Below are 18,765 nucleotides of genomic sequence, written 5' to 3'. Positions count from 1 at the left end.
GAGTGAAAGACAAAATGCCCAGGCCCAACCACCTCGCCTTCTTTGTCTGGCGGATAATGGTGAGCGGGTTCCAGATTAGTGCAAAACGGCGCTGGTTGATCAAGGTTGTACCATTACCCCTTTCTTACAGCTCGCGGATGATACTCCGATTAATCGGCTTTCGAATAAGTACGAGTTTGATCCTGTCCGATGTCCTGTACACTAGCTCTTTTTCATTTTCATCAGAGGCCTCGAAACTGATTGATATCTGCTGTTTGTGAATAATGATACTCCTTGGGTGAAAAGCGTCCCTGTGGGCCAAACAATAAATTGGCCGTTAGATATTCGAGATAGATGATCGCCTCCGGTTGCGCATATCGCATAAAGCACTCGCGCTGGGCCGCAGATAGACAGGCTCGGTGCTTCAGACATGTTTTCACCATTTCCGCCAGTACATAGCCGCGTATGTCGTATCGCTCATCCATGGCGCAAAGGATGGTTCGATAGCATAAGTGATAGTTCGGTTGCTGGCCGGTCTGTAGGTAGGCGTCGTTACTCATCCTTGACTCCCGGCCTGCCAGGAGGCCAGAAATTGCAGCACCTGCTCAACTTGGCCCTGACTGACTAGTTGCTCCGCAGTTCGCCCCTCGAAAGTTAACAATTGATCTTGGCGGAACCAGCCAATTGCTTGCTCGATAGTCGCACCGGTCTCAGTCACCATCAGAACCACACGTAGGACATCTGCTATGAAGCGTAGCGCTGCTTCGGAGTCAGTCGTGGTTGCACCATCTGCCTGGCTTTTGCGATACGTAGCGAGGTAAACGTCAAACTCAGCTGGGTTCAGACCAAAAGCCCTGGCGTAACGTTCCCCTGGAGAGGTTGTCCCTTTCGTGTTGCGTAGGTAATCAGCCAATTCAGCAGCTGACAGCGCGCTTATTTGAAATGCCTCTTGGTTCATGACTTGTTCCCCTCGCGACCTTTCGTTAACAGCATGCCCCCAAATCAACAGTAAGCAAAGCCATAGCTGTGTGGCTTTTATGGTCGACGTGGCAAGGGCGGTCGTTCAGCGGAAGCGTATGTACGCCACGGATGTGGAGCTTTCACGCAACGGCCTAGGAGCATCCCCCGATGACACAGTAGACACAGAGAGGGCCAGGCGGAACGACTGAGACCACGCGATGGTGGTGGGCGGCCTGGAACTAATGTTTAGGGAATGTGCTGTAGGGTCGATTTGGGGGTTTGACTTACCGCTTTTTGGCCTTTTCAGTTCTGATTACTATCGCAGCCGCCAAGCCGTCGACGAAGGGGGCTGTTCAGCGTGCTCCGAAAAGAGTACAAATGTGCTCCATGGACAATCTTACCCCAAAACGCCGCGCCATCTTCGAGTTCATCCGTGAGCGCATCGCCGACCACGGCCAGCCGCCGAGCCTGGCCGATATCGCCACGCGCTTCGGTTTTGCCTCGCGCAGCGTGGCGCGCAAGCACATCACCGCCCTGTGCCAGGCCGGCTACATCGACGTCACGCCGAACCAGGCGCGGGGCATACGCCTGGCCGAACGGCTGCGCCGCCCGGAAATCCTCGAAGTGCCGGTGCTGGGCCAGGTGGCGGCAGGCGCCCCCATCGGCCCGGACCTCGACATTCACGAGCAACTGCTGCTCGACCCCAGCCTGTTCCGCCGTACCCCCGACTACCTTCTGAAGGTGCGTGGCGATTCGATGATCGACGACGGCATTTTCGACGGCGACCTGGTCGGCATCCTCCAGCAGGCCGACGCCCGCGATGGCCAGATCGTGGTCGCCCGCCTGGACGGCGAGGTGACCATCAAGCGCCTGCAGCGCCAGGGTGGCAATTACCGGCTGTTGCCACGCAACCCGGCCTATGCGCCCATCGATGTGCGGCCTGAACAGGAGTTCTTCATCGAAGGCGTGTTCTGCGGCTTGCTGAGGCGTGACTGATGGGCGCGGTGGTCGACCTCGACAGGTTGCTCGACCAGCGCCGGGTATGGCGCGGCCGGCAGGCCCAGGCGCGGCCGCTCGGCCTGCAGCCCACGGGCCATGTCGCCCTTGACCAATGCCTGCCGGAAGGTGGCTGGCCGGCGGCTGCGCTCAGCGAACTGTTGCTGGCCAGCCCCGGCTGCGGCGAATTGCAACTGCTGTGGCCGACCCTGGCCCGCTTGAGCGCTGAAGCCAGCCGAATCGTGCTGGTGGCTCCGCCATTCATTCCTTACGCCCCGGCCTGGCAGGCCGCGGGGGTGGACCTGCGCTGGCTGGTACAGGTGGACGCCGAACCTGCCGATGCCCTGTGGGCCGCCGAGCAGTGCCTGCGCTCCGGCAGTTGCGCGGCGGTGCTGTGCTGGCCGGAACGTGCCGATGACCGCGCCCTGCGGCGCTTGCAGGTGGCTGCCGAAACCGGCCAGGCGCTGGCCTTCGCCTGCCGGCCGCAACAGGCGGCGCACAACCCTTCGCCCGCAGCGCTGCGCATTGCCGTCGACACCCGCCCGGCACAATGGCGCGTGCTGAAAAGCCGTGGCGGCATGCCCCCGGCGCTGCCCATCGCCTGCCCGGGGCGGGGCTGATGCAACATGCTCTGGGCCTGCATCCTGCTTCCGCAGCTGGCGCTGGACACGGTCCTGCGTGAGCGTGACGACCCCGATACCCCCCTGGTGCTGCTTGGCGGGCCGACCCAGCGACGTGTGCTGCAGGCGGTCAACCCGGCGGCGGCGGCGCTCGGCCTGCGGGCCGGGCAAAGCCTGACGACGGCGCGTGCGCTGGCCGATGGCTTCAGCTGCGTCGAAGCCGACCCCAAGCGCATCGACCAGGTGCAGCAGTTGCTGGCAGCCTGGGCCTACCGCTTCAGTGCCCAGGTCAGCCTGCACTACCCACGGGCGCTGTTGCTGGAGGTGGGCTCCAGCCTGCAGCTGTTCGGCCCCTGGCCGCTGTTCGAGGCCCGCCTGCGCCAGGAGCTGGCGGAGCTGGGCTTGCGCCAACGCATCGTCCTGGCCAGCAACCCGGTGGCGGCGCGCATGCTCGCCAATGCTCACGATGGCCTGGCCGTGATGGATGCCGATGCCACCCGTGCGGCGCTGCTGGGCATGCCCATCGAGCGTATCGGCCTGCCTGCGCAGGCTGCCGAGGCCTTTGCCCGCATGGGCCTGCGCCAGTTGAGCCAGGTGCTGGCCTTGCCCCGCGACAGCCTGGCCAGGCGCTTTCCGGCCCAGGTGCAGCTGCACCTTGATCAGCTGCTCGGCCTGCGCAACCTGGGGCTGGGCTTCTACCAGCCCCCGGACCGTTTCGAGACCCGGCTGGAGCTGAACTTCGACGTCGAATCGCACCAGGCCCTGCTGTTTCCGCTGCGGCGCATGCTCAACGACCTTGCCGCGTTCCTCGCCGGGCGTGACTGTGGCGTGCAGCGTTTCTGCCTGCACCTGGAGCATGCCGAAGGGCCGGATACCTTGCTGAAGGTAGGCCTGCTGGCCGCCGAACGCGATGCCGCGATGCTGTTCGAACTGGCGCGCGGGCGCCTGGAGCCGCTACGCATTCCCGCACCTGTGCGCAACCTGCGGCTGGTTGCCGAGGACCTGCCACCCTTCGTGCCGCAACACCAGGCATTGTTCGACCCGCGTGCGCAACAGGCGCAACCTTGGGAACAATTGCGCGAACGGCTACGCGCCCGCCTGGGGGATGAGACGGTCAAGGGCCTGAGCGCGGCAGCCGATCATCGCCCCGAATGCGCCTGGCAAGCGGTAGAGCAGGGTGCCGAGGGCAGCATGCCGGTCGTTCCTGGCAGCCGCCCTGGCTGGCTGCTGTCGGCCCCCATGGCGCTGGACGAAGGCGGCTATCGCCTGCAAGGCCATGCCGAGCGCATCGAATCGGGCTGGTGGGATGGCGGCGATGTGCGCCGCGACTATTACCGCATCGAAACCCGCGACGGCCTGCGCGGCTGGGCCTACCGCGACCTGGGCAAGGCCGGCCCGTTGTGGCTGCAGGGCTGGTTCGCATGAACACCCCGGGTTATGCCGAGCTGCACTGCCTGTCCAACTTCAGCTTCCAGCGCGGCGCGTCGAGCGCCGACGAGCTGTTCCGGCGCGCGCGTGAACAGGGCTACCAGGCGCTGGCGATCACCGACGAATGCACCCTGGCCGGCATCGTCCGTGCCTGGCAGGCGGCCAAGGAACACCAGCTGCGGCTGATCGTGGGCAGTGAAGTGCAGTTGCAGGACGGCCCCAGGCTGGTGCTGCTGGTGCAGGACCTGGCCGGCTACCAGAACCTGTGCGCGCTGATCACCCGGGCCCGGCGGCGGGCGCAGAAGGGCGAGTACCAACTGTTTCGCGATGACCTGCAGCAGCACCATCAGGGCCTGCTGGCATTGTGGGTAGCCGATGACAGCGGCAATGCCACCCCCGGGCAGTGGCTGCACGGCGTGTTCGGTGAGCGCCTGTGGCTGGCCGTGCACCTGCACCGCGGCAGTGACGATACCTTGCGCCTTGAACGCTTGCGCGGCCTGGCGGCCAGGGTCGGCATCCGCGCCGTGGCCTGTGGCGACGTGCACATGCACGTGCGCGGTCGCCGCGCCCTGCAAGATTGCATGACCGCCATTCGCCAGCATTGCCTGGTGGCCGAGGCCGGGCGCTTCCTGTTTGCCAATGGCGAGCGGCACCTGCGCAGCCAGGCGCAACTGGGCGAGCTCTATCCCGCCGACTTGCTGGCCGAGACCCTGGCCATCGCTGCGCGCTGCCAGTTCGAGCTGAGCGAATTGAAATACCAGTACCCACGCGAACTGGTGCCCCAGGGGCATAGCCCGGCGAGCTGGTTGCGCGAATTGTGCCAGCAGGGTTTGCCGTCGCGCTGGCCAAACGGGCCGAGCAGCAAAGTGAGGGATGTGCTGGCCAAGGAGCTGGCGCTGATCGAGGAGCTGGGCTACGAAAGCTACTTCCTGACTGTGCACGACATCGTCGCCTTCGCCCGCAGCCAGCGCATTCTGTGCCAGGGGCGGGGCTCGGCTGCCAACTCGGTGGTGTGCTTCGTGCTGGGCATCACCGAGCTCGACCCCATGCAACACCACCTGTTGTTCGAGCGCTTCCTGTCGCGCGAGCGCAACGAACCGCCGGACATCGACGTGGACTTCGAGCACGACCGGCGCGAGGAGGTGATCCAGTATGTTTTCCGTCGCTACGGCCGACACCGGGCGGCGCTCACTGCGGTGGTCAACACCTACCATGCCGCCGGTGCGGTGCGGGATGTGGCGCGGGTGCTGGGGCTGCCCGCCGACCAGGTGGACGCCCTGGCCAAATGCTGTGGCCGCTGGAGCGATCGCATACCCGACGACCAGCGCCTGGCCGAGGCCGGCTTCGAGGCGGGCAGCCCTTCGCTGCGCCGGGTACTGGTGCTGGCCGGCGAACTGATCGGCTTCCCTCGGCACCTGTCACAGCACCCGGGCGGCTTCGTCATCTCGCAGCAACCCTTGGACGAACTGGTGCCGGTGGAGAATGCCGCGATGCCGGAGCGCACGGTGATCCAGTGGGACAAGGACGACCTGGACATGGTCGGCCTGCTCAAGGTCGACGTGCTGGCGCTGGGCATGCTCAGCGCCTTGCGCCGTTGCTTCGACCTGCTGCAACGCCACCGTGGCCGGCACCTGACCCTGGCGTCCATCCCCGCCGAAGACCCGGCCACCTACGCGATGATCAGCCGTGCCGAGACCATGGGCGTGTTCCAGATCGAATCGCGCGCGCAAATGGCCATGTTGCCGCGGCTTCGGCCGGAAAAGTTCTACGACCTGGTCATCGAGGTGGCCATCGTCCGCCCCGGGCCGATCCAGGGCGACATGGTCCACCCTTACCTGCGCCGGCGCCTGAAGCAGGAACCGGTGACCTATCCCTCGCCGCAACTGAAGGCAGTGTTCGAGCGCACCCTGGGTGTGCCGCTGTTCCAGGAGCAGGTGATGGAGCTGGCGATGGTCGCGGCCGACTACACCCCGGGCGAGGCCGACCAGTTGCGCCGCAGCATGGCCGCCTGGAAGCGTCACGGCGGTCTGGAACCGCACCGCGAGCGGCTGGTGCAGGGCATGTTGCGCAATGGTTATGACCTGGCGTTTGCCGAGCGCATCTTCGAGCAGATCAAGGGCTTTGGCAGTTATGGCTTTCCGGAATCGCACGCGGCCAGTTTTGCCTTGTTGTGCTACGCCAGCAGCTGGCTCAAGTGCCATGAACCGGCGATTTTCACCTGCGCGCTGGTCAACAGCTGGCCCATGGGTTTCTACAGCCCCGACCAGTTGCTGCAAGAGGCCCGACGCCAGGGTATCGAGGTCAGGCCGGTCGATGTGTGCCACAGTGACTGGGACTGCACGCTCGAGCCTGAGCCTGGAGAGGTGCTGGCCATTCGCATGGGCTTGCGCCTGGTACGCGGCCTTGCCGAGGCCGATGCCAGGCGCCTGGAGCAGGCGAGGGCACAGCGGCCATGGCGCGATGTCGAAGACCTGTGCCTGCGTGCCGGGCTCGATTCGCGTGCCCGCGCCCACCTGGCCGATGCCGGCGCGTTGCGCGCCTTGGCCAGCGACCGGCACCAGGCGCGCTGGCAGGTGGCGGCGGTGCAGCCGCAGCTGCCTTTGTTCGCCGATATCGAAGCCTTGCCGGAACGTACCGTCGAACTGCCCGTCCCCAGTGTGGCAGAGGACCTGATGGCCGATTACCAGACCCTGGGTACCACGCTTGGGCCGCATCCCCTGACCTTGTTGCGCTCACGCCTGCGGGCCCTGGGCTGTCGCAGTTCGCGCGAGCTGCAAGATGTCGGGCATGGTGACAACATTGCCGTGGCCGGGCTGGTGGTGGGCCGCCAGCGGCCACAGACCGCCAGCGGCGTGACCTTCGTCACCTTGGAGGACGAGCACGGCATGGTCAATGTGGTGGTGTGGCGGGATCTTGCCGAGCGGCAGCGGCGGGCACTGGTGGGGGCGCAGTTGCTCAAGGTCAGCGGGCGGCTGGAGCAGGAGAATGGCGTGCGCCACCTGATAGCACGGCGGCTGGAGGATGTGAGCCCGTTGTTGCAAGGGCTGGATGTACGCAGCCGGGACTTTCACTGAAGCCCCATCTTTGCGCGGGTACTTGTGGGAGCGGGCAAGCCCGCGAAGCAGCCCCCGCGGTGGATGGCACCGGCTTTGCCGGTGTTCGCGGGCACGCCCGCTCCCACAAAAAACGATTTCGTGTCAGTCGCTACACCATCGCCAACCGCTGCTTGCGCGTCGGTGCCGGCAACGCCCGGTCGATCGCCCGCAGGTCTTCGCCGGTCAGGGTCAGCGCACCCGCAGCGGCATTCAACCGCACATGCTCGGGTGTCACGGCCTTGGGGATGGCTATCACCCCGTCATTGCGTGTCACCCACGCCAGGCTGACCTGGGCCACCGTGGCCCCATGGCGCTCGGCGATTTCCGCCAGCACCGGGTGCTGCAGCAGGCGCCCGGCCTGGGCCAGCGGGCAGTAGGCCATGGTCGGCAGCGCACGCTTTTCGCACCACGGCAACAGGTCGAACTCGATGCCACGCTGGGCCGGGTTGTACAGCACCTGGTTGGTGGCGCAATCGGGGTTGTGCAGTTCGCGCAGGTCGTCGACATCGAAATTGGAAACACCCCAGCGCTTGATCTTGCCTTGCTCGCGCAAGCGCTCGAACGCTTCGACGGTTTCCTCCAACGGATGCTGGCCGCGCCAGTGCAGCAGGTACAGGTCGATGCAGTCGGTGCCCAGGCGGGTGAGGCTGCGCTCGCAGGCGGCGGCCATGGCGCGCAGGCTGGCATTGTGCGGATACACCTTGCTGACCAGGAACACCTGGTCGCGGCGGCCGGCAATGGCCTGGCCAACCACTTCTTCCGCGCCACCTTCGGCATACATCTCGGCGGTATCGATCAGGCTCAGCCCAAGTTCGATACCCTGTTGCAGGGCCGCCACCTCGGCCGCCTTGCGAGCCGGATCTTCACCCATGTACCAGGTGCCCTGGCCGATGGCCGGAACGCTCGAACCTGCCAGTTTCACGTAACGCATGTCACCTCCGGGATGCGGGTATTGGAAAGCAGTACCTCGAGCAGCGCTTGCGCTGCCGTGGAAAGCTTGTGTTCGCTAAGAGCAATCACACCGATGCGGCGCTCGACCGTGGGCTCGACCAAGGGCACGCAGCGGGCGCCAAGCTCCTGCATCTGATTGATGCAAAGTGCCGGCACGGCACTGACCCCCAGCCCACTGGCGACCATGCGCCCGACGGTAGACAACTGATGGCTCTCGAAAGCCACCGCCAGTTTGCCGTGGCGGGCGGCCACGTTCTGCTCCATCAGCAGGCGCACCGCCGAAGGGCGTTGCAGGGCCACGAAGTCTTCGGCCAGCAATTGTGCCCAGCTGACCTGGGGCAGCTGCGCCAAGGGCGAATCGGCGGGCACCACGGCGACGAAACGGTCCATGTACAACGGGTGGAAATCCAGGCCATCGTTGTTGTCCGGTTCGAAGCCGATGCCCAGTTCGACGCGGCGATGGCGCACCAGTTCCTGCACCTGTTCGTTGATCACATCGTGCACCGTGACGTTGACCTTCGGGTAACGCTGGCGAAATACCTTCAGCGAGTGGGGCAGCAGGTTGCCGGCAAAGGCCGGCATGGCCGCCACCGAAACCCGGCCCAGTTGCAGGGTGAAACGCTGGCGCAGCATTTCTTCGGTGTCGTCCCAGTCGGCCAGCAGGCGCCGTGCCAGCGGCAGCAGCACCTCGCCCTCGGCAGTCAGGCTGACGCTGCGCGTGGTGCGGCTGAGCAGGGCGCCGCCAAGGTTTTCTTCCAGGGCCTTGATGGTCAGGCTCAGTGCCGGTTGCGAGACATGCAGGTGTTCACCGGCCTGGGCGAAGCTCTGGTATTTGGCCACAGCGACAAAGGCGCGCAGTTGCTTGACGTTCATGACAGGCCTGTTGGTTGTTTTGCAAAAGTTATCAATCGATGATGAAAACAAAATTAACAAATCAGTCGCTTGCGGTGAAGATGTCCCCACACGCTCACCGACAGCCTCGTCGGTTCAACAACTACAAAAGGCGGATCAGCATGGCCGGACTGGACAAGCGCGTTGCAACCTATGAACAGGCCCTCGAAGGCCTGACCGACAACATGACGGTACTGGCTGGTGGTTTCGGCCTGTGCGGTATCCCTGAAAACCTTATCAGCGAAATCAAGCGCCGTGGCGTCAAGGGCCTGACCGTGGTCTCCAACAACTGCGGTGTCGACGGCTTTGGCCTGGGCGTGCTGCTGGAAGACCGGCAGATCCGCAAGATGGTCGCTTCCTACGTGGGCGAGAACGCCGAGTTCGAACGCCAGCTGCTGAGCGGCGAGCTGGAAGTGGAACTGACCCCGCAAGGCACCCTCGCCGAGAAAATGCGCGCCGGTGGCGCCGGCATCCCGGCCTTCTACACGGCCACCGGCTACGGCACCCCGGTTGCCGACGGCAAGGAAGTGCGCGAATTCAACGGCCGCAAGTACATCCTCGAAGAATCCATCACCGGCGACTTCGCCATCGTCAAGGGCTGGAAGGCCGACCACTACGGCAACGTGGTGTACCGCAACACCGCGCAAAACTTCAACCCGCTGGCGGCCACCGCCGGCAAGATCACCGTGGTCGAAGTGGAAGAGATCGTCGAACCTGGCGTGCTGCTGCCCAGCGAGATCCACACCCCGGGCATCTACGTGGACCGCGTCATCGTCGGCACCTTCGAAAAGCGTATCGAAAAGCGCACCGTCAAGGCCTGAGCGCCATCCACCAGAACAACAAAGAGATCCTGACCATGGCACTGACCCGCGAACAGATGGCGCAACGCGTCGCCCGTGAACTGAAGGACGGCTACTACGTAAACCTGGGCATCGGCATTCCGACCCTGGTGGCCAACTACGTACCCGCCGACATGGATGTGATGCTGCAATCGGAAAACGGCCTGCTCGGCATGGGCGAATTCCCCACCGAAGGCACCATCGATGCCGACATGATCAACGCCGGCAAGCAGACCGTCACCGCCCGCCGCGGTGCCTCGATCTTCGATTCGGCGCAGTCGTTCGCCATGATCCGTGGCGGCCACGTCGACCTGACCGTGCTCGGCGCTTTCGAAGTGGATGTGCAAGGCAACATCGCTTCGTGGATGATCCCGGGCAAGCTGGTGAAGGGCATGGGCGGCGCCATGGACCTGGTGGCCGGTGCCGAGAACATCATTGTCACCATGACCCACGCGTCCAAGGACGGCGAGTCCAAGCTGCTGCCGCAGTGCAGCCTGCCATTGACCGGTGCTGGCTGCATCCGCAAGGTGCTGACCGACCTGGCCTACCTGGAAATCGAAAACGGCGCCTTCATCCTGCGCGAGACCGCGCCTGGGGTGAGCATCGAGGAAATCATCGAGAAAACCGCCGGCAAGCTGATCGTGCCGGATGATGTGAAGGAAATGACCTTCTAAGATCGCGAGCGTCACGCCCCCCCCTGTAGGAGCAGCCTTGTGCTGCGAAGCGGCCAGCGCAGGCATGCACGAGATGTGTTGTCTGTACTGGCCGCTTCGCAGCACAAGGCTGCTCCTACAGGGGTTTTGCGTTTTTGCTGATGTATCCGATAAAACCAATAAAAGGAATTGAACTGTGGCCGCTGAAATCCAAGACAGCCGTTCCGCGCGCTTTGCCTTGCGCTGCTCCAACTGGGCCGAACGCTGGTTCCCCGATTCCTGGGTGTTTGCCGCCCTGGCAGTGCTGCTGGTGTGCATCGGCGCCCTGGCCATGGGCGCCAAGCCGACCGACACCGCCAAGGCCTTTGGCGATGGCTTCTGGAGCCTGATCCCCTTCACCATGCAGATGGCCTTCGTGGTCATCGGCGGCTATGTGGTGGCCAGCTCGCCGCCCGCGGCGCGGCTGATCGACCGCCTGGCGCGCATCCCCGGCAATGGCCGTTCGGCAGTGTGCTGGGTGGCGCTGATCTCGATGCTGGCATCGCTGCTCAACTGGGGCCTGTCGCTGGTGTTCGGCGGCCTGCTGGTGCGCGCCCTGGCCCGACGCACCGAACTGAAGATGGACTACCGCGCCGCCGGCGCCGCCGCCTACCTGGGCCTGGGCGCCGTGTGGGCGCTGGGCCTGTCTTCGTCGGCGGCGCAACTGCAGGCCAACCCGGCCAGCCTGCCACCGTCGATCCTGTCGATTACCGGGGTGATCCCGTTCACCGAGACCATCTTCCTCTGGCAGTCCGGCGTGATGCTGGCGGCATTGGTAGTGGTCTCGCTGGTGATCGCCTACGCCACGGCGCCGGGCCCGAACAGCGCGCGCAGCGCCCAGGACTGCGGGGTCGACCCCAGCTTCACCGCGCCACCGGCCCCCCAGCGCACCCGCCCGGGCGAGTGGCTGGAACACAGCCCCATCCTGATCCTGTTGCTGGTGGCCCTGGCCGCCGGCTGGCTGTACCAGGAGTTCGCCACCAAACCGGCGATTACCGCCATTTCCGGGCTGAACACCTACAACCTGTTGTTCATCATGCTCGGTGCCTTGCTGCACTGGCGCCCGCGCAGCTTCCTCGATGCGGTGGCGCGTGCGGTTCCGACCACCACCGGGGTGCTGATCCAGTTCCCGCTGTATGGTTCGATCGCTGCCATTCTCACCCAGGTGAAGGGCGTCGACGAGCAGACTTTGGCCCACCACATTTCACTGTTCTTCACCCAGATCGCCACGCATGACACCTATGCCGTGCTGATGGGCGTCTACTCGGCGGTGCTGGGCTTCTTCATCCCATCGGGTGGTGGCAAGTGGATCATCGAGGCCCCGTACGTGATGCTGGTGGCCAATGACCTGCAGTACCACCTGGGCTGGGCAGTGCAGATCTACAACGCCGCAGAAGCCTTGCCGAACCTGATCAACCCGTTCTACATGCTGCCGCTGCTGGGGGTACTGGGGCTCAAGGCACGCGACCTGATCGGCTTCTCGTTCGTGCAGTTGCTGGTGCACGTGCCGCTGGTGCTGGTGTTGCTGTGGGCATTGGGTACGACATTGCAGTACCTGCCGCCGGTGATGCCGTAACCCTGGGCCTGCGCTGGCTTTTTGTAGGAGCGGCCTTGTGTCGCGATAGGGCCGCAAAGCGGCCCCAGGGTTTCAGCAATAGTGCACAAATTGCCGGGGCTGCTCTGCAGCCCTATCGCGACACAAGGCCGCTCCTACAAGACTCAGCGCAGCAGCCCCAGCATTTCCTGAGCAGTCCACGTATCATTACCAGGCTGCCTTCGCCTGGGAAATCCGCGTCACATGTCTATCCGATTGAAACTGCTGCGAAAGAAACTGGGGATGACCCTGGAGCTGCTGGCTGACAAGACCGGCATGACCAAGAGCTACCTGTCCAAGGTCGAACGTGGCCTGAACACCCCCTCGATCGCCGCCGCGCTGAAGCTGGCGCGGGCACTGAATGTCAATGTCGAAGAACTGTTCGCCGAAGAGCAGACCGGCCAGAACCGCTACAGCCTGGTACGCCATGGCGAGCGCCAGGCATTGGTGGGTGACGGGGCAGGGCCGGGGTACTCGGCCCTCACCAGCCAGGTCGGGCAGCGCAGCCTGCTGCCGTTCCTGATCCAGCCGCCGACCGAGTTCAGCGACCCTACGTTCAAGGAGCACCTGGGCGAAGAATTCCTGTTCGTCCACGCCGGCCAGGTGGAAGTGGACTTCATGAGCGAGCGGGTACTGCTGGAGCAAGGCGATGCCTTGCATTTCAATGCCCAGACACCACACCGGCTAAGGTCGGTGGGGCCGCTGCCGGCGCAGTTGCTGGTCGTGGTGCATCACACAGACGAATAACATGCCGGGGCGCCAAAGCGCCCCACGGCCTTGCCTTTCTCAGCGATGAAACTATGGCGCCACCAATGCAGCGCCCTATGCTCAATTTGCGCGTCGATATTTTGACTATATTGTCCGGCGCCCATTGAATTTTATTATAGTGTCGAATCGTTGACGCAATGTCATTGTGTTCATAAGCTCATCTCAACGGTGAAACAACTCCCGAACACCACGCCAACAAACAGTTGATTTTCCTCTTCAGGAGGGCGTATGCGCACGGCTCTGATTATCAAATCGATGTCTTTGCTGGCGCTGTTAAGTGGCGCAGCGCGTGCCGCGGATATGTATATCAATCAGAACAGTATCGTCCCTGTTTCAACGGCAGGGTGGTTCTTTGCATTTGCTGTCGTTGGCTTTGTAGCTGTCGCCAACAGGAGAAAGATCTGAATCCGCCAGCCTGGGTTCTAACCTTGACGCCAGCGGCCCGGGGCCTCGCTTGTCAATTCCCCAGCCGTTGCTATATTGCCAGTAGCCCGTGCAGGTCCACGGTTGCAGGCAGCAAAGCCCAGGCTGCACAGCGTCAAGGCAAGGCCTCGTAAAGATCGAGGTTATCGCGGTTGGCGTATGCCGCGAAGCGGAGCGAGAGTTGGTGTGCTGTTCTCATTCAGTGCTCTTTGTCGGGCCTTTTCGGCCGGAGGGACCCTCATGGTGCGTTCAATGTTTGCCGCGTTCTGCATGCTGATGGTGTGGTCTGGTGCCGGTAAGGCCGACCCGAGCAGTGCTACCTACCTGCTCAGCCCCGGCGATGTGGTGATGGTTTCGGTGTGGCAGGAAGATAGCCTGCGCCAGGAAGCCACCGTACTTCCCGATGGAAGTATCACGTTCCCCCTGGCAGGTCGCATCGATGTTGCCGGGCTGGATGTGACGACCGTTGAAAAACAAGTGGCTGCCAAACTCGAGAAATTCCTCCCCGACCCGAACGTCAGCGTTGTCGTCAAGAGCATCGCCGGCAACCTGGTCTATGTACAAGGCAAAGTGATAAAGCCCGGGCCGGTACAGATGGCGGGCCCTACCGCAGTGTTGCAGGCCCTGAGCATGTCTGGCGGCCTGGACAAGTTTGCAGATGAAAGCGAAATCAAAGTGGTGCGCGGCACTGGCGCTTCCCAAAAAATCCTGCCCGTGCGATATAGAGACCTGGTGTCTGGCCGGGATATGTCCACCAACATCCAACTTCAGGCTGGCGATACGCTGGTCGTCCCTTGATCTTGCCTTTAATAAGAACACTTAATGCCTCTTCTCAGAACAACTAGTATTGCAACGGCAATCTTGGTGTTGCCGTTTACGAACACGGTCTTGGCAGCAAATTGGCAGTCTACGGTAGTGGTACCGACATCTGTCGAACATGACAGCAACCCCTTGCTGCTGTCGTCGGGTGAAAAGGGCATAACGCGCACGATCATCGCGCCGGATTACACCCTGATCGGTACCTTCGACCGGGACGAACTGAGGTTGGGGCTGGGTATGAATGTATTGCGCTCGTCCGACACGGCGGTGGTCGACAACCGTGAGGACCCTGACGTGAGCCTGGGCTGGCAGCGTCAGACCGAGCGCGGGCGGTTTGGCCTGCTGGCGCGTTACAACGAAAGTTCGACGCTGTCGGGAACGGTGCTGGATACCGGTGTGGTCACCACCGATGGCACGCAAAAGCTGTATACGCTGACCGGCAACTGGAGCCAGGCGGTTACCGAGCGTAGCACCTTGAGCAACGAAACCACGTACAACCGTGCCCGTTATGACATCAGTACGCTGACGGGTTACGAAGAACTGGGCAACGTGTTCACCTGGACCTACGCCTGGAGCGAGCGGGCTGATCTGTACAGCCGCTTTGGTGCCCGGCGCTATGAGCCCGAGGAGGACCAGACGGCGACGGCGTCCAACAGCTACAGCCCCGCGGTCGGGGTCAAGTACCAGTTTTCCGAAAGCCTCAGCGCCGATGCGCATGTGGGTGTCACCGAGGTTTCCGGTGACGAAGGTGGCCGACGCGGGGAGGGTGGGGTTGCGCTGCTTTACACCGGTGCGCGCGCCGTCGCCAGCTTCACCGCCGAACGCAGCACGGTAGCCAGCGCCGAAGGCGGCTTCGCCGAGCTGGACCAGGTGCGCGGTGTGTGGAGTTACGCCGTCAGCGAATTGACCCGGGTGGGCGCGGACGCTGCCTGGCAAGACAGCAAAGGGCAGACCCCCAACACCCTGCAGACTTACAGCGTGTGGGCCAGCCGCGAGTTTTCGCCGTACTGGGACCTGCGCCTGTCGCTGATGTACAAGGAACGGCAGCAGGATAACGAAGCCGATGCGAACGCTACGATCGTGGGTTTGACGTTGACGTACAGGTACCCCGACATCTGAACTTCAGGCAGGTGGCCCCATGAAGTCTGACTACGAGCTCTCCCTCAGAGATTACATTGCCATAATCAAGGACAGGGCCCTGTTATTGGGGGTGAGCATCGTAGTCATCCTGGCCGCGACCGTTGCAGTCGCGGTGATGGTGCCGCCGATCTACCAATCGACCGGCACCATCCTGGTGGAGTCGCAGCAGATTTCCCCTGAGCTGGTGTCGACCAACAACACCAGCTTTGCCGATGAACGCATCGAAGTGATTCGCCAGCGGGTGATGACCCGCGAGAACCTGCTGCGCATCATCGACAAGTACAACCTGTTTCCCGACAAGCGTTTCAGCGATAGCGACAAGATCGACCACATGCGCAGCGCCATCGTCGTCGAAACCCTTACCACATACGTGCGCGGGCGGGGTGAAGCGACCGTGGCGTTCAATGTGTCCTTCGAGCACAAGCAGCCCGAGGTGGCCAAGGAAGTCGCCGATGAGTTGGTGACGCTGTTCCTCAACGAGAACCTCAAGCAGCGTACCGAGCGGGCCAACGAAACCACCGAGTTCCTCACCCAGGAGGCGAACAAGCTGGGTGCCGAGCTGGCCAACCTGGAAAACCAGCTGGCGGATTTCAAGCAGGCCCACGCCAACGCCTTGCCCGAGCACCAGACCTTGCGCATGAACATGCTGTCACGGTCGGAGCTGGAGTTCCGCGAGGTCGACCGTGATTACAAGGCCGCCCAGGAAGAACTGCGTTACCTTGAGCTGGAACTGTCCGCGGCCAATGCCGGGCTGGCAACCAAGGCCGGCGAAGGCCCCAGGGCGGCCGGTGCCGAGCAGCCCCAGGACCTGCCCAGCCTGAAGGCCGAATATGCCCGGCTGTTGAGCCGCTACAAGGAAGCCCACCCCGATGTGGTGGCGGTCAAGCGCAGGATCCAGGCGCTCGAAGCCAGTGGCAATCGCACGGCAGCGGCCTCCACGGTCGGCCTCGATGTCGCCCGCGTGCGCGCCAAGATGAGCGCGGCACAGGAGCGCATTGCTTCGCTGGCCGAGCAAAAGCGCGAGTTGACCCGCAAGATGGAAGGCTACGAGGCCGAGATCCTCGAGGCGCCGCAGGTCGAGCGTGGCCTGGTGACCTTGATGCGTGACCACGACAACGCGCGCAAGAAGTACGAGGAAATCCGCGCCAAGGAAATGGGCGCGAAGATTACCGAAAGCCTGGAACAGGAGAACAAGGCCGAGCGCTTTGTACTGCTTGAACCACCGCTGATGCCCGAGAAACCGATCAAGCCCAACCGCAAGAAGATCGCTGCGCTGGGCCTGGTGCTGGCACCGGCAGGTGGCGGTGCGCTGGTGATGCTGCTGGAGATGTTCAACCAGCGCATTCGCGGCGTCGGTGCACTGGAGAACCTGCTGGGCAGGCGGGTGCTGGTGGCGCTGCCATACATCGATACCAAGGCCGATGTGGCCAGGCGCAAGCGTTGGCGCAACTGGCTGATCGTGGCGGCACTGGCGCTGGCGGCTATCATGGTAGTGCTGGTGCACGTGTTCTACATGCCACTGGATGTGCTGTTGTTCAAAGTCATGTCTCGGTTTGCATAGGGAAGCAGTGATGGACAGGACCAAGCCGGCTGTTGGCAATAATCTTCACCAGGTTACCCCGGGTACCCCGCAGGCCTTGTCACCCGCCCCTGGTACGGGACTGGCGGAAGTGCCTGGCCAGTTCGATTACGTGAACACCAAGGTGGTGCCGCTGCGCGCGGAGCACCTGGAGCGTCACCGTATCGTCGCCTACAACAAGAACTCCAACATGAACGGGCCGATCGACCTGCTGCGCACGCAAGTGCTCAGGACCATGGACGAGAATGGCTGGCGAACCCTGGCCATCACCTCGCCAACCCCTGAAGCGGGCAAGACGGTGCTGGCGATCAACCTGGCCATGAGCATCGCCCACCACACCACCAAGACCGCTTTGCTGGTGGACTTCGACCTGCGTCGACCCAAGGTTGGCAGCAGCCTGGGCCTGCCCATGGACCAGTCGTTGAACGAGTTTCTGACGGACAAGGCCGAGTTGCAGGACTGCCTGGTCAACCCGACCTTGCCTCGGTTCGTGGTACTGCCCACGCGGGTGCCGGTGCCGTTGTCCACCGAAATGCTGTCGTCGCCCAAAGTGAGCAACCTGATCAGCGAACTACGCAACCGATACGAGTCGCGCATCTGCATTTTCGATTTGCCGCCATTGCTCAGTTCTGACGATGCGATCACCGTGATACCCAAGTTCGACTGTGTGCTGCTGGTGGTGGCCAACGGTATGAACAACAGGAAGGAGATCGAGGATTGCCTGCATCACCTGGCAAGGGTGAACCTGGTGGGAACGGTATTGAACAAAGCTGACGAGCAGCCTCGAACCTATTATTGAGTCTCGGTATTGTTGGGCTGCTTCGCAGCCCATCGCGACACAAGGCCGCTCCTACAGGTACAGCGCATTCCTTCAGCTGGTGGGGTCTCTGTGGGAGCGGGCATGCCCGCGAAGCAGGCGACGCGGTGGATGGCACCGGCTGCGCCGGTGTTCGCGGGCGCGCCCGCTCCCACAGGTATGGCGCACTCTTTTCAGCTTGTGGGGTAGCGAGCCCAGGGGTACTGCAACTCCCACTGCCACGCATGCCGCACAATCGACTCCAGCGTGGCAAACTCCGGCCGCCAGCCCAGCATGTGCATGGCCTTGCCAGCATCCGCCACCAATCGGGGCGGGTCGCCGGGGCGGCGGGGGGCGTCGAGGGTGCGGATCTGCCGGCCAGTCACCGCCCGGGCCGTATCGATCACCTGCTGCACCGAAAAGCCCAGCCCGTTGCCCAGGTTGAACGCAGTTCGCTCGCCACCCGCCAGCAGGTAATCCACCGCCAGTGCATGAGCCGCCGCCAGGTCGGCCACATGCACATAGTCGCGTATGCAGGTGCCATCCGGCGTGTCGTAGTCGCGGCCAAACACCGTTACTGCATCACGCCGGCCCGAAGCGGCCTGCAGGATCAGCGGGATCAGGTGGGTTTCGGGTTCATGACGCTCTCCCAGCTGGCCCTCCGGGTCTGCGCCCGCTGCGTTGAAGTAACGCAGGCATACCGACTTCAAGCCATAGGCCCGGTCGAAGTCCTCGAGAATCTGCTCGACCATCCATTTGCTCAACCCATACGGGTTGATCGGCCCCTTGGCATGCGCTTCGTCGATCGGCACGTACTGCGGGTTGCCGTAGACGGCTGCGCTGGAAGAAAACACCAGGTGCCTGATACCGGCATTCACCATGGCCTGCAGGAGGGAAAGGGTGGCCGCGACATTGTTCTGGTAGTACTTGCCGGGCACGCTGACCGACTCGCCCACCTGGATGAACGAGGCAAAGTGGAACACGGCATCGAAGCGGCAAACACCGAACAGCACATCCAGGGCGGGTTCGTCGGCGATGTCCAGTTTCGCCCACTGGACGCCGGGGCCGGGCGAGACGAGGTCCGCCACCACCACCTCATGGCCTGTACCGAGCAGGTGCTTGACCATGTGCGAGCCAATGTAGCCTGCGCCACCGACAACCAGAAACTTCATCCATGCCTCCTGGACTCTGCTGT

The 18,765-nt window shown here is 63.3% G+C and carries 18 protein-coding genes; 13 read left to right on the top strand and 5 right to left on the bottom strand.

Features of this window, described 5'->3' with window-relative positions:
* Window positions 1-221: 221 nt before the first annotated feature.
* Together GYA95_RS09960 and GYA95_RS09955 are read right to left on the bottom strand one after the other, a co-directional pair.
* A complete protein-coding gene (locus GYA95_RS09960; protein WP_015270427.1) occupies window positions 222-539 on the bottom strand; it encodes a hypothetical protein in 318 nt (105 codons plus the stop codon).
* Window positions 536-937: a hypothetical protein gene (locus GYA95_RS09955; protein WP_015270426.1), complete on the bottom strand. Its 402-nt coding sequence runs from the start codon at window positions 935-937 to the stop codon at window positions 536-538. Before GYA95_RS09955 ends, GYA95_RS09960 begins: the two co-directional genes overlap by 4 nt.
* Before the next feature lie 389 nt (window positions 938-1,326).
* On the opposite strand from GYA95_RS09955, the gene lexA reads away from it, so the two are divergent.
* Genes lexA through GYA95_RS09935 form a run of 4 tightly spaced genes read left to right on the top strand, consistent with a single transcriptional unit; the run spans window position 1,327 to window position 7,057 of the window.
* Complete coding sequence (gene lexA, locus GYA95_RS09950; protein WP_013972727.1) at window positions 1,327-1,935, top strand: transcriptional repressor LexA; 609 nt, start codon at window positions 1,327-1,329, stop codon at window positions 1,933-1,935.
* On the top strand, window positions 1,935-2,555 hold the full coding sequence (imuA, locus tag GYA95_RS09945; RefSeq protein ID WP_015270425.1) for a translesion DNA synthesis-associated protein ImuA: 621 nt from the start codon (window positions 1,935-1,937) through the stop codon (window positions 2,553-2,555). The genes lexA and imuA overlap by 1 nt, the downstream gene beginning before the upstream one ends.
* A gap of 6 nt (window positions 2,556-2,561) precedes the next feature.
* The gene (locus GYA95_RS09940; protein ID WP_161551384.1) at window positions 2,562-3,980 is read left to right on the top strand and encodes a Y-family DNA polymerase; all 1,419 of its coding nucleotides are present in this window, start codon (window positions 2,562-2,564) and stop codon (window positions 3,978-3,980) included.
* Window positions 3,977-7,057 (top strand): error-prone DNA polymerase, encoded by a 3,081-nt coding sequence (locus tag GYA95_RS09935; RefSeq protein ID WP_015270423.1) that lies wholly within the window; start codon window positions 3,977-3,979, stop codon window positions 7,055-7,057. Before GYA95_RS09940 ends, GYA95_RS09935 begins: the two co-directional genes overlap by 4 nt.
* 130 nt (window positions 7,058-7,187) lie before the next feature.
* Here GYA95_RS09935 and GYA95_RS09930 read toward each other — a convergent pair whose 3' ends face one another.
* Together GYA95_RS09930 and GYA95_RS09925 are read right to left on the bottom strand one after the other, a co-directional pair.
* Window positions 7,188-8,009: an aldo/keto reductase gene (locus tag GYA95_RS09930; RefSeq protein ID WP_015270422.1), complete on the bottom strand. Its 822-nt coding sequence runs from the start codon at window positions 8,007-8,009 to the stop codon at window positions 7,188-7,190.
* On the bottom strand, window positions 7,997-8,902 hold the full coding sequence (locus tag GYA95_RS09925) for a LysR family transcriptional regulator (protein ID WP_013972722.1): 906 nt from the start codon (window positions 8,900-8,902) through the stop codon (window positions 7,997-7,999). The genes GYA95_RS09930 and GYA95_RS09925 overlap by 13 nt, the downstream gene beginning before the upstream one ends.
* A 140-nt stretch (window positions 8,903-9,042) precedes the next feature.
* On the opposite strand from GYA95_RS09925, the gene GYA95_RS09920 reads away from it, so the two are divergent.
* The 9 genes from GYA95_RS09920 to GYA95_RS09885 all read left to right on the top strand — a co-directional run bounded on the left by GYA95_RS09920 (window position 9,043) and on the right by GYA95_RS09885 (window position 17,573).
* Window positions 9,043-9,741: a CoA transferase subunit A gene (locus tag GYA95_RS09920; protein ID WP_015270421.1), complete on the top strand. Its 699-nt coding sequence runs from the start codon at window positions 9,043-9,045 to the stop codon at window positions 9,739-9,741.
* Between the two features lie 35 nt (window positions 9,742-9,776).
* Window positions 9,777-10,433, top strand: coding sequence for a CoA transferase subunit B (locus tag GYA95_RS09915; protein WP_015270420.1), 657 nt, complete (start codon window positions 9,777-9,779; stop codon window positions 10,431-10,433).
* Window positions 10,434-10,608: 175 nt separating this feature from the next.
* Window positions 10,609-12,027: a short-chain fatty acid transporter gene (locus tag GYA95_RS09910; protein ID WP_013972720.1), complete on the top strand. Its 1,419-nt coding sequence runs from the start codon at window positions 10,609-10,611 to the stop codon at window positions 12,025-12,027.
* 222 nt (window positions 12,028-12,249) lie between these two features.
* Window positions 12,250-12,792: a helix-turn-helix domain-containing protein gene (locus GYA95_RS09905; RefSeq protein WP_015270419.1), complete on the top strand. Its 543-nt coding sequence runs from the start codon at window positions 12,250-12,252 to the stop codon at window positions 12,790-12,792.
* 249 nt (window positions 12,793-13,041) lie between these two features.
* Window positions 13,042-13,218, top strand: a complete 177-nt coding sequence (gene eppA / locus GYA95_RS27620) for an EPS-associated small membrane protein EppA (RefSeq protein WP_013972718.1) — start codon at window positions 13,042-13,044, stop codon at window positions 13,216-13,218.
* A gap of 258 nt (window positions 13,219-13,476) precedes the next feature.
* Window positions 13,477-14,034, top strand: coding sequence for a polysaccharide biosynthesis/export family protein (locus GYA95_RS09900; protein ID WP_015270418.1), 558 nt, complete (start codon window positions 13,477-13,479; stop codon window positions 14,032-14,034).
* A gap of 24 nt (window positions 14,035-14,058) precedes the next feature.
* A complete protein-coding gene (locus GYA95_RS09895) occupies window positions 14,059-15,174 on the top strand; it encodes a hypothetical protein (RefSeq protein ID WP_024087164.1) in 1,116 nt (371 codons plus the stop codon).
* A 19-nt stretch (window positions 15,175-15,193) separates the two neighbouring features.
* Complete coding sequence (locus tag GYA95_RS09890; protein WP_043935638.1) at window positions 15,194-16,756, top strand: GumC family protein; 1,563 nt, start codon at window positions 15,194-15,196, stop codon at window positions 16,754-16,756.
* A 10-nt stretch (window positions 16,757-16,766) separates the two neighbouring features.
* Window positions 16,767-17,573, top strand: a complete 807-nt coding sequence (locus tag GYA95_RS09885; protein ID WP_015270415.1) for a CpsD/CapB family tyrosine-protein kinase — start codon at window positions 16,767-16,769, stop codon at window positions 17,571-17,573.
* Between the two features lie 191 nt (window positions 17,574-17,764).
* On the opposite strand, the gene galE is transcribed toward GYA95_RS09885, so the two are convergent.
* Window positions 17,765-18,742, bottom strand: coding sequence for a UDP-glucose 4-epimerase GalE (gene galE, locus GYA95_RS09880; protein WP_015270414.1), 978 nt, complete (start codon window positions 18,740-18,742; stop codon window positions 17,765-17,767).
* Window positions 18,743-18,765 lie beyond the last annotated feature (23 nt).

Source organism: Pseudomonas asiatica, assembly GCF_009932335.1.
GTDB lineage: Bacteria > Pseudomonadota > Gammaproteobacteria > Pseudomonadales > Pseudomonadaceae > Aquipseudomonas > Aquipseudomonas asiatica.
This window is presented reverse-complemented; position numbering and strand designations above follow the sequence as displayed.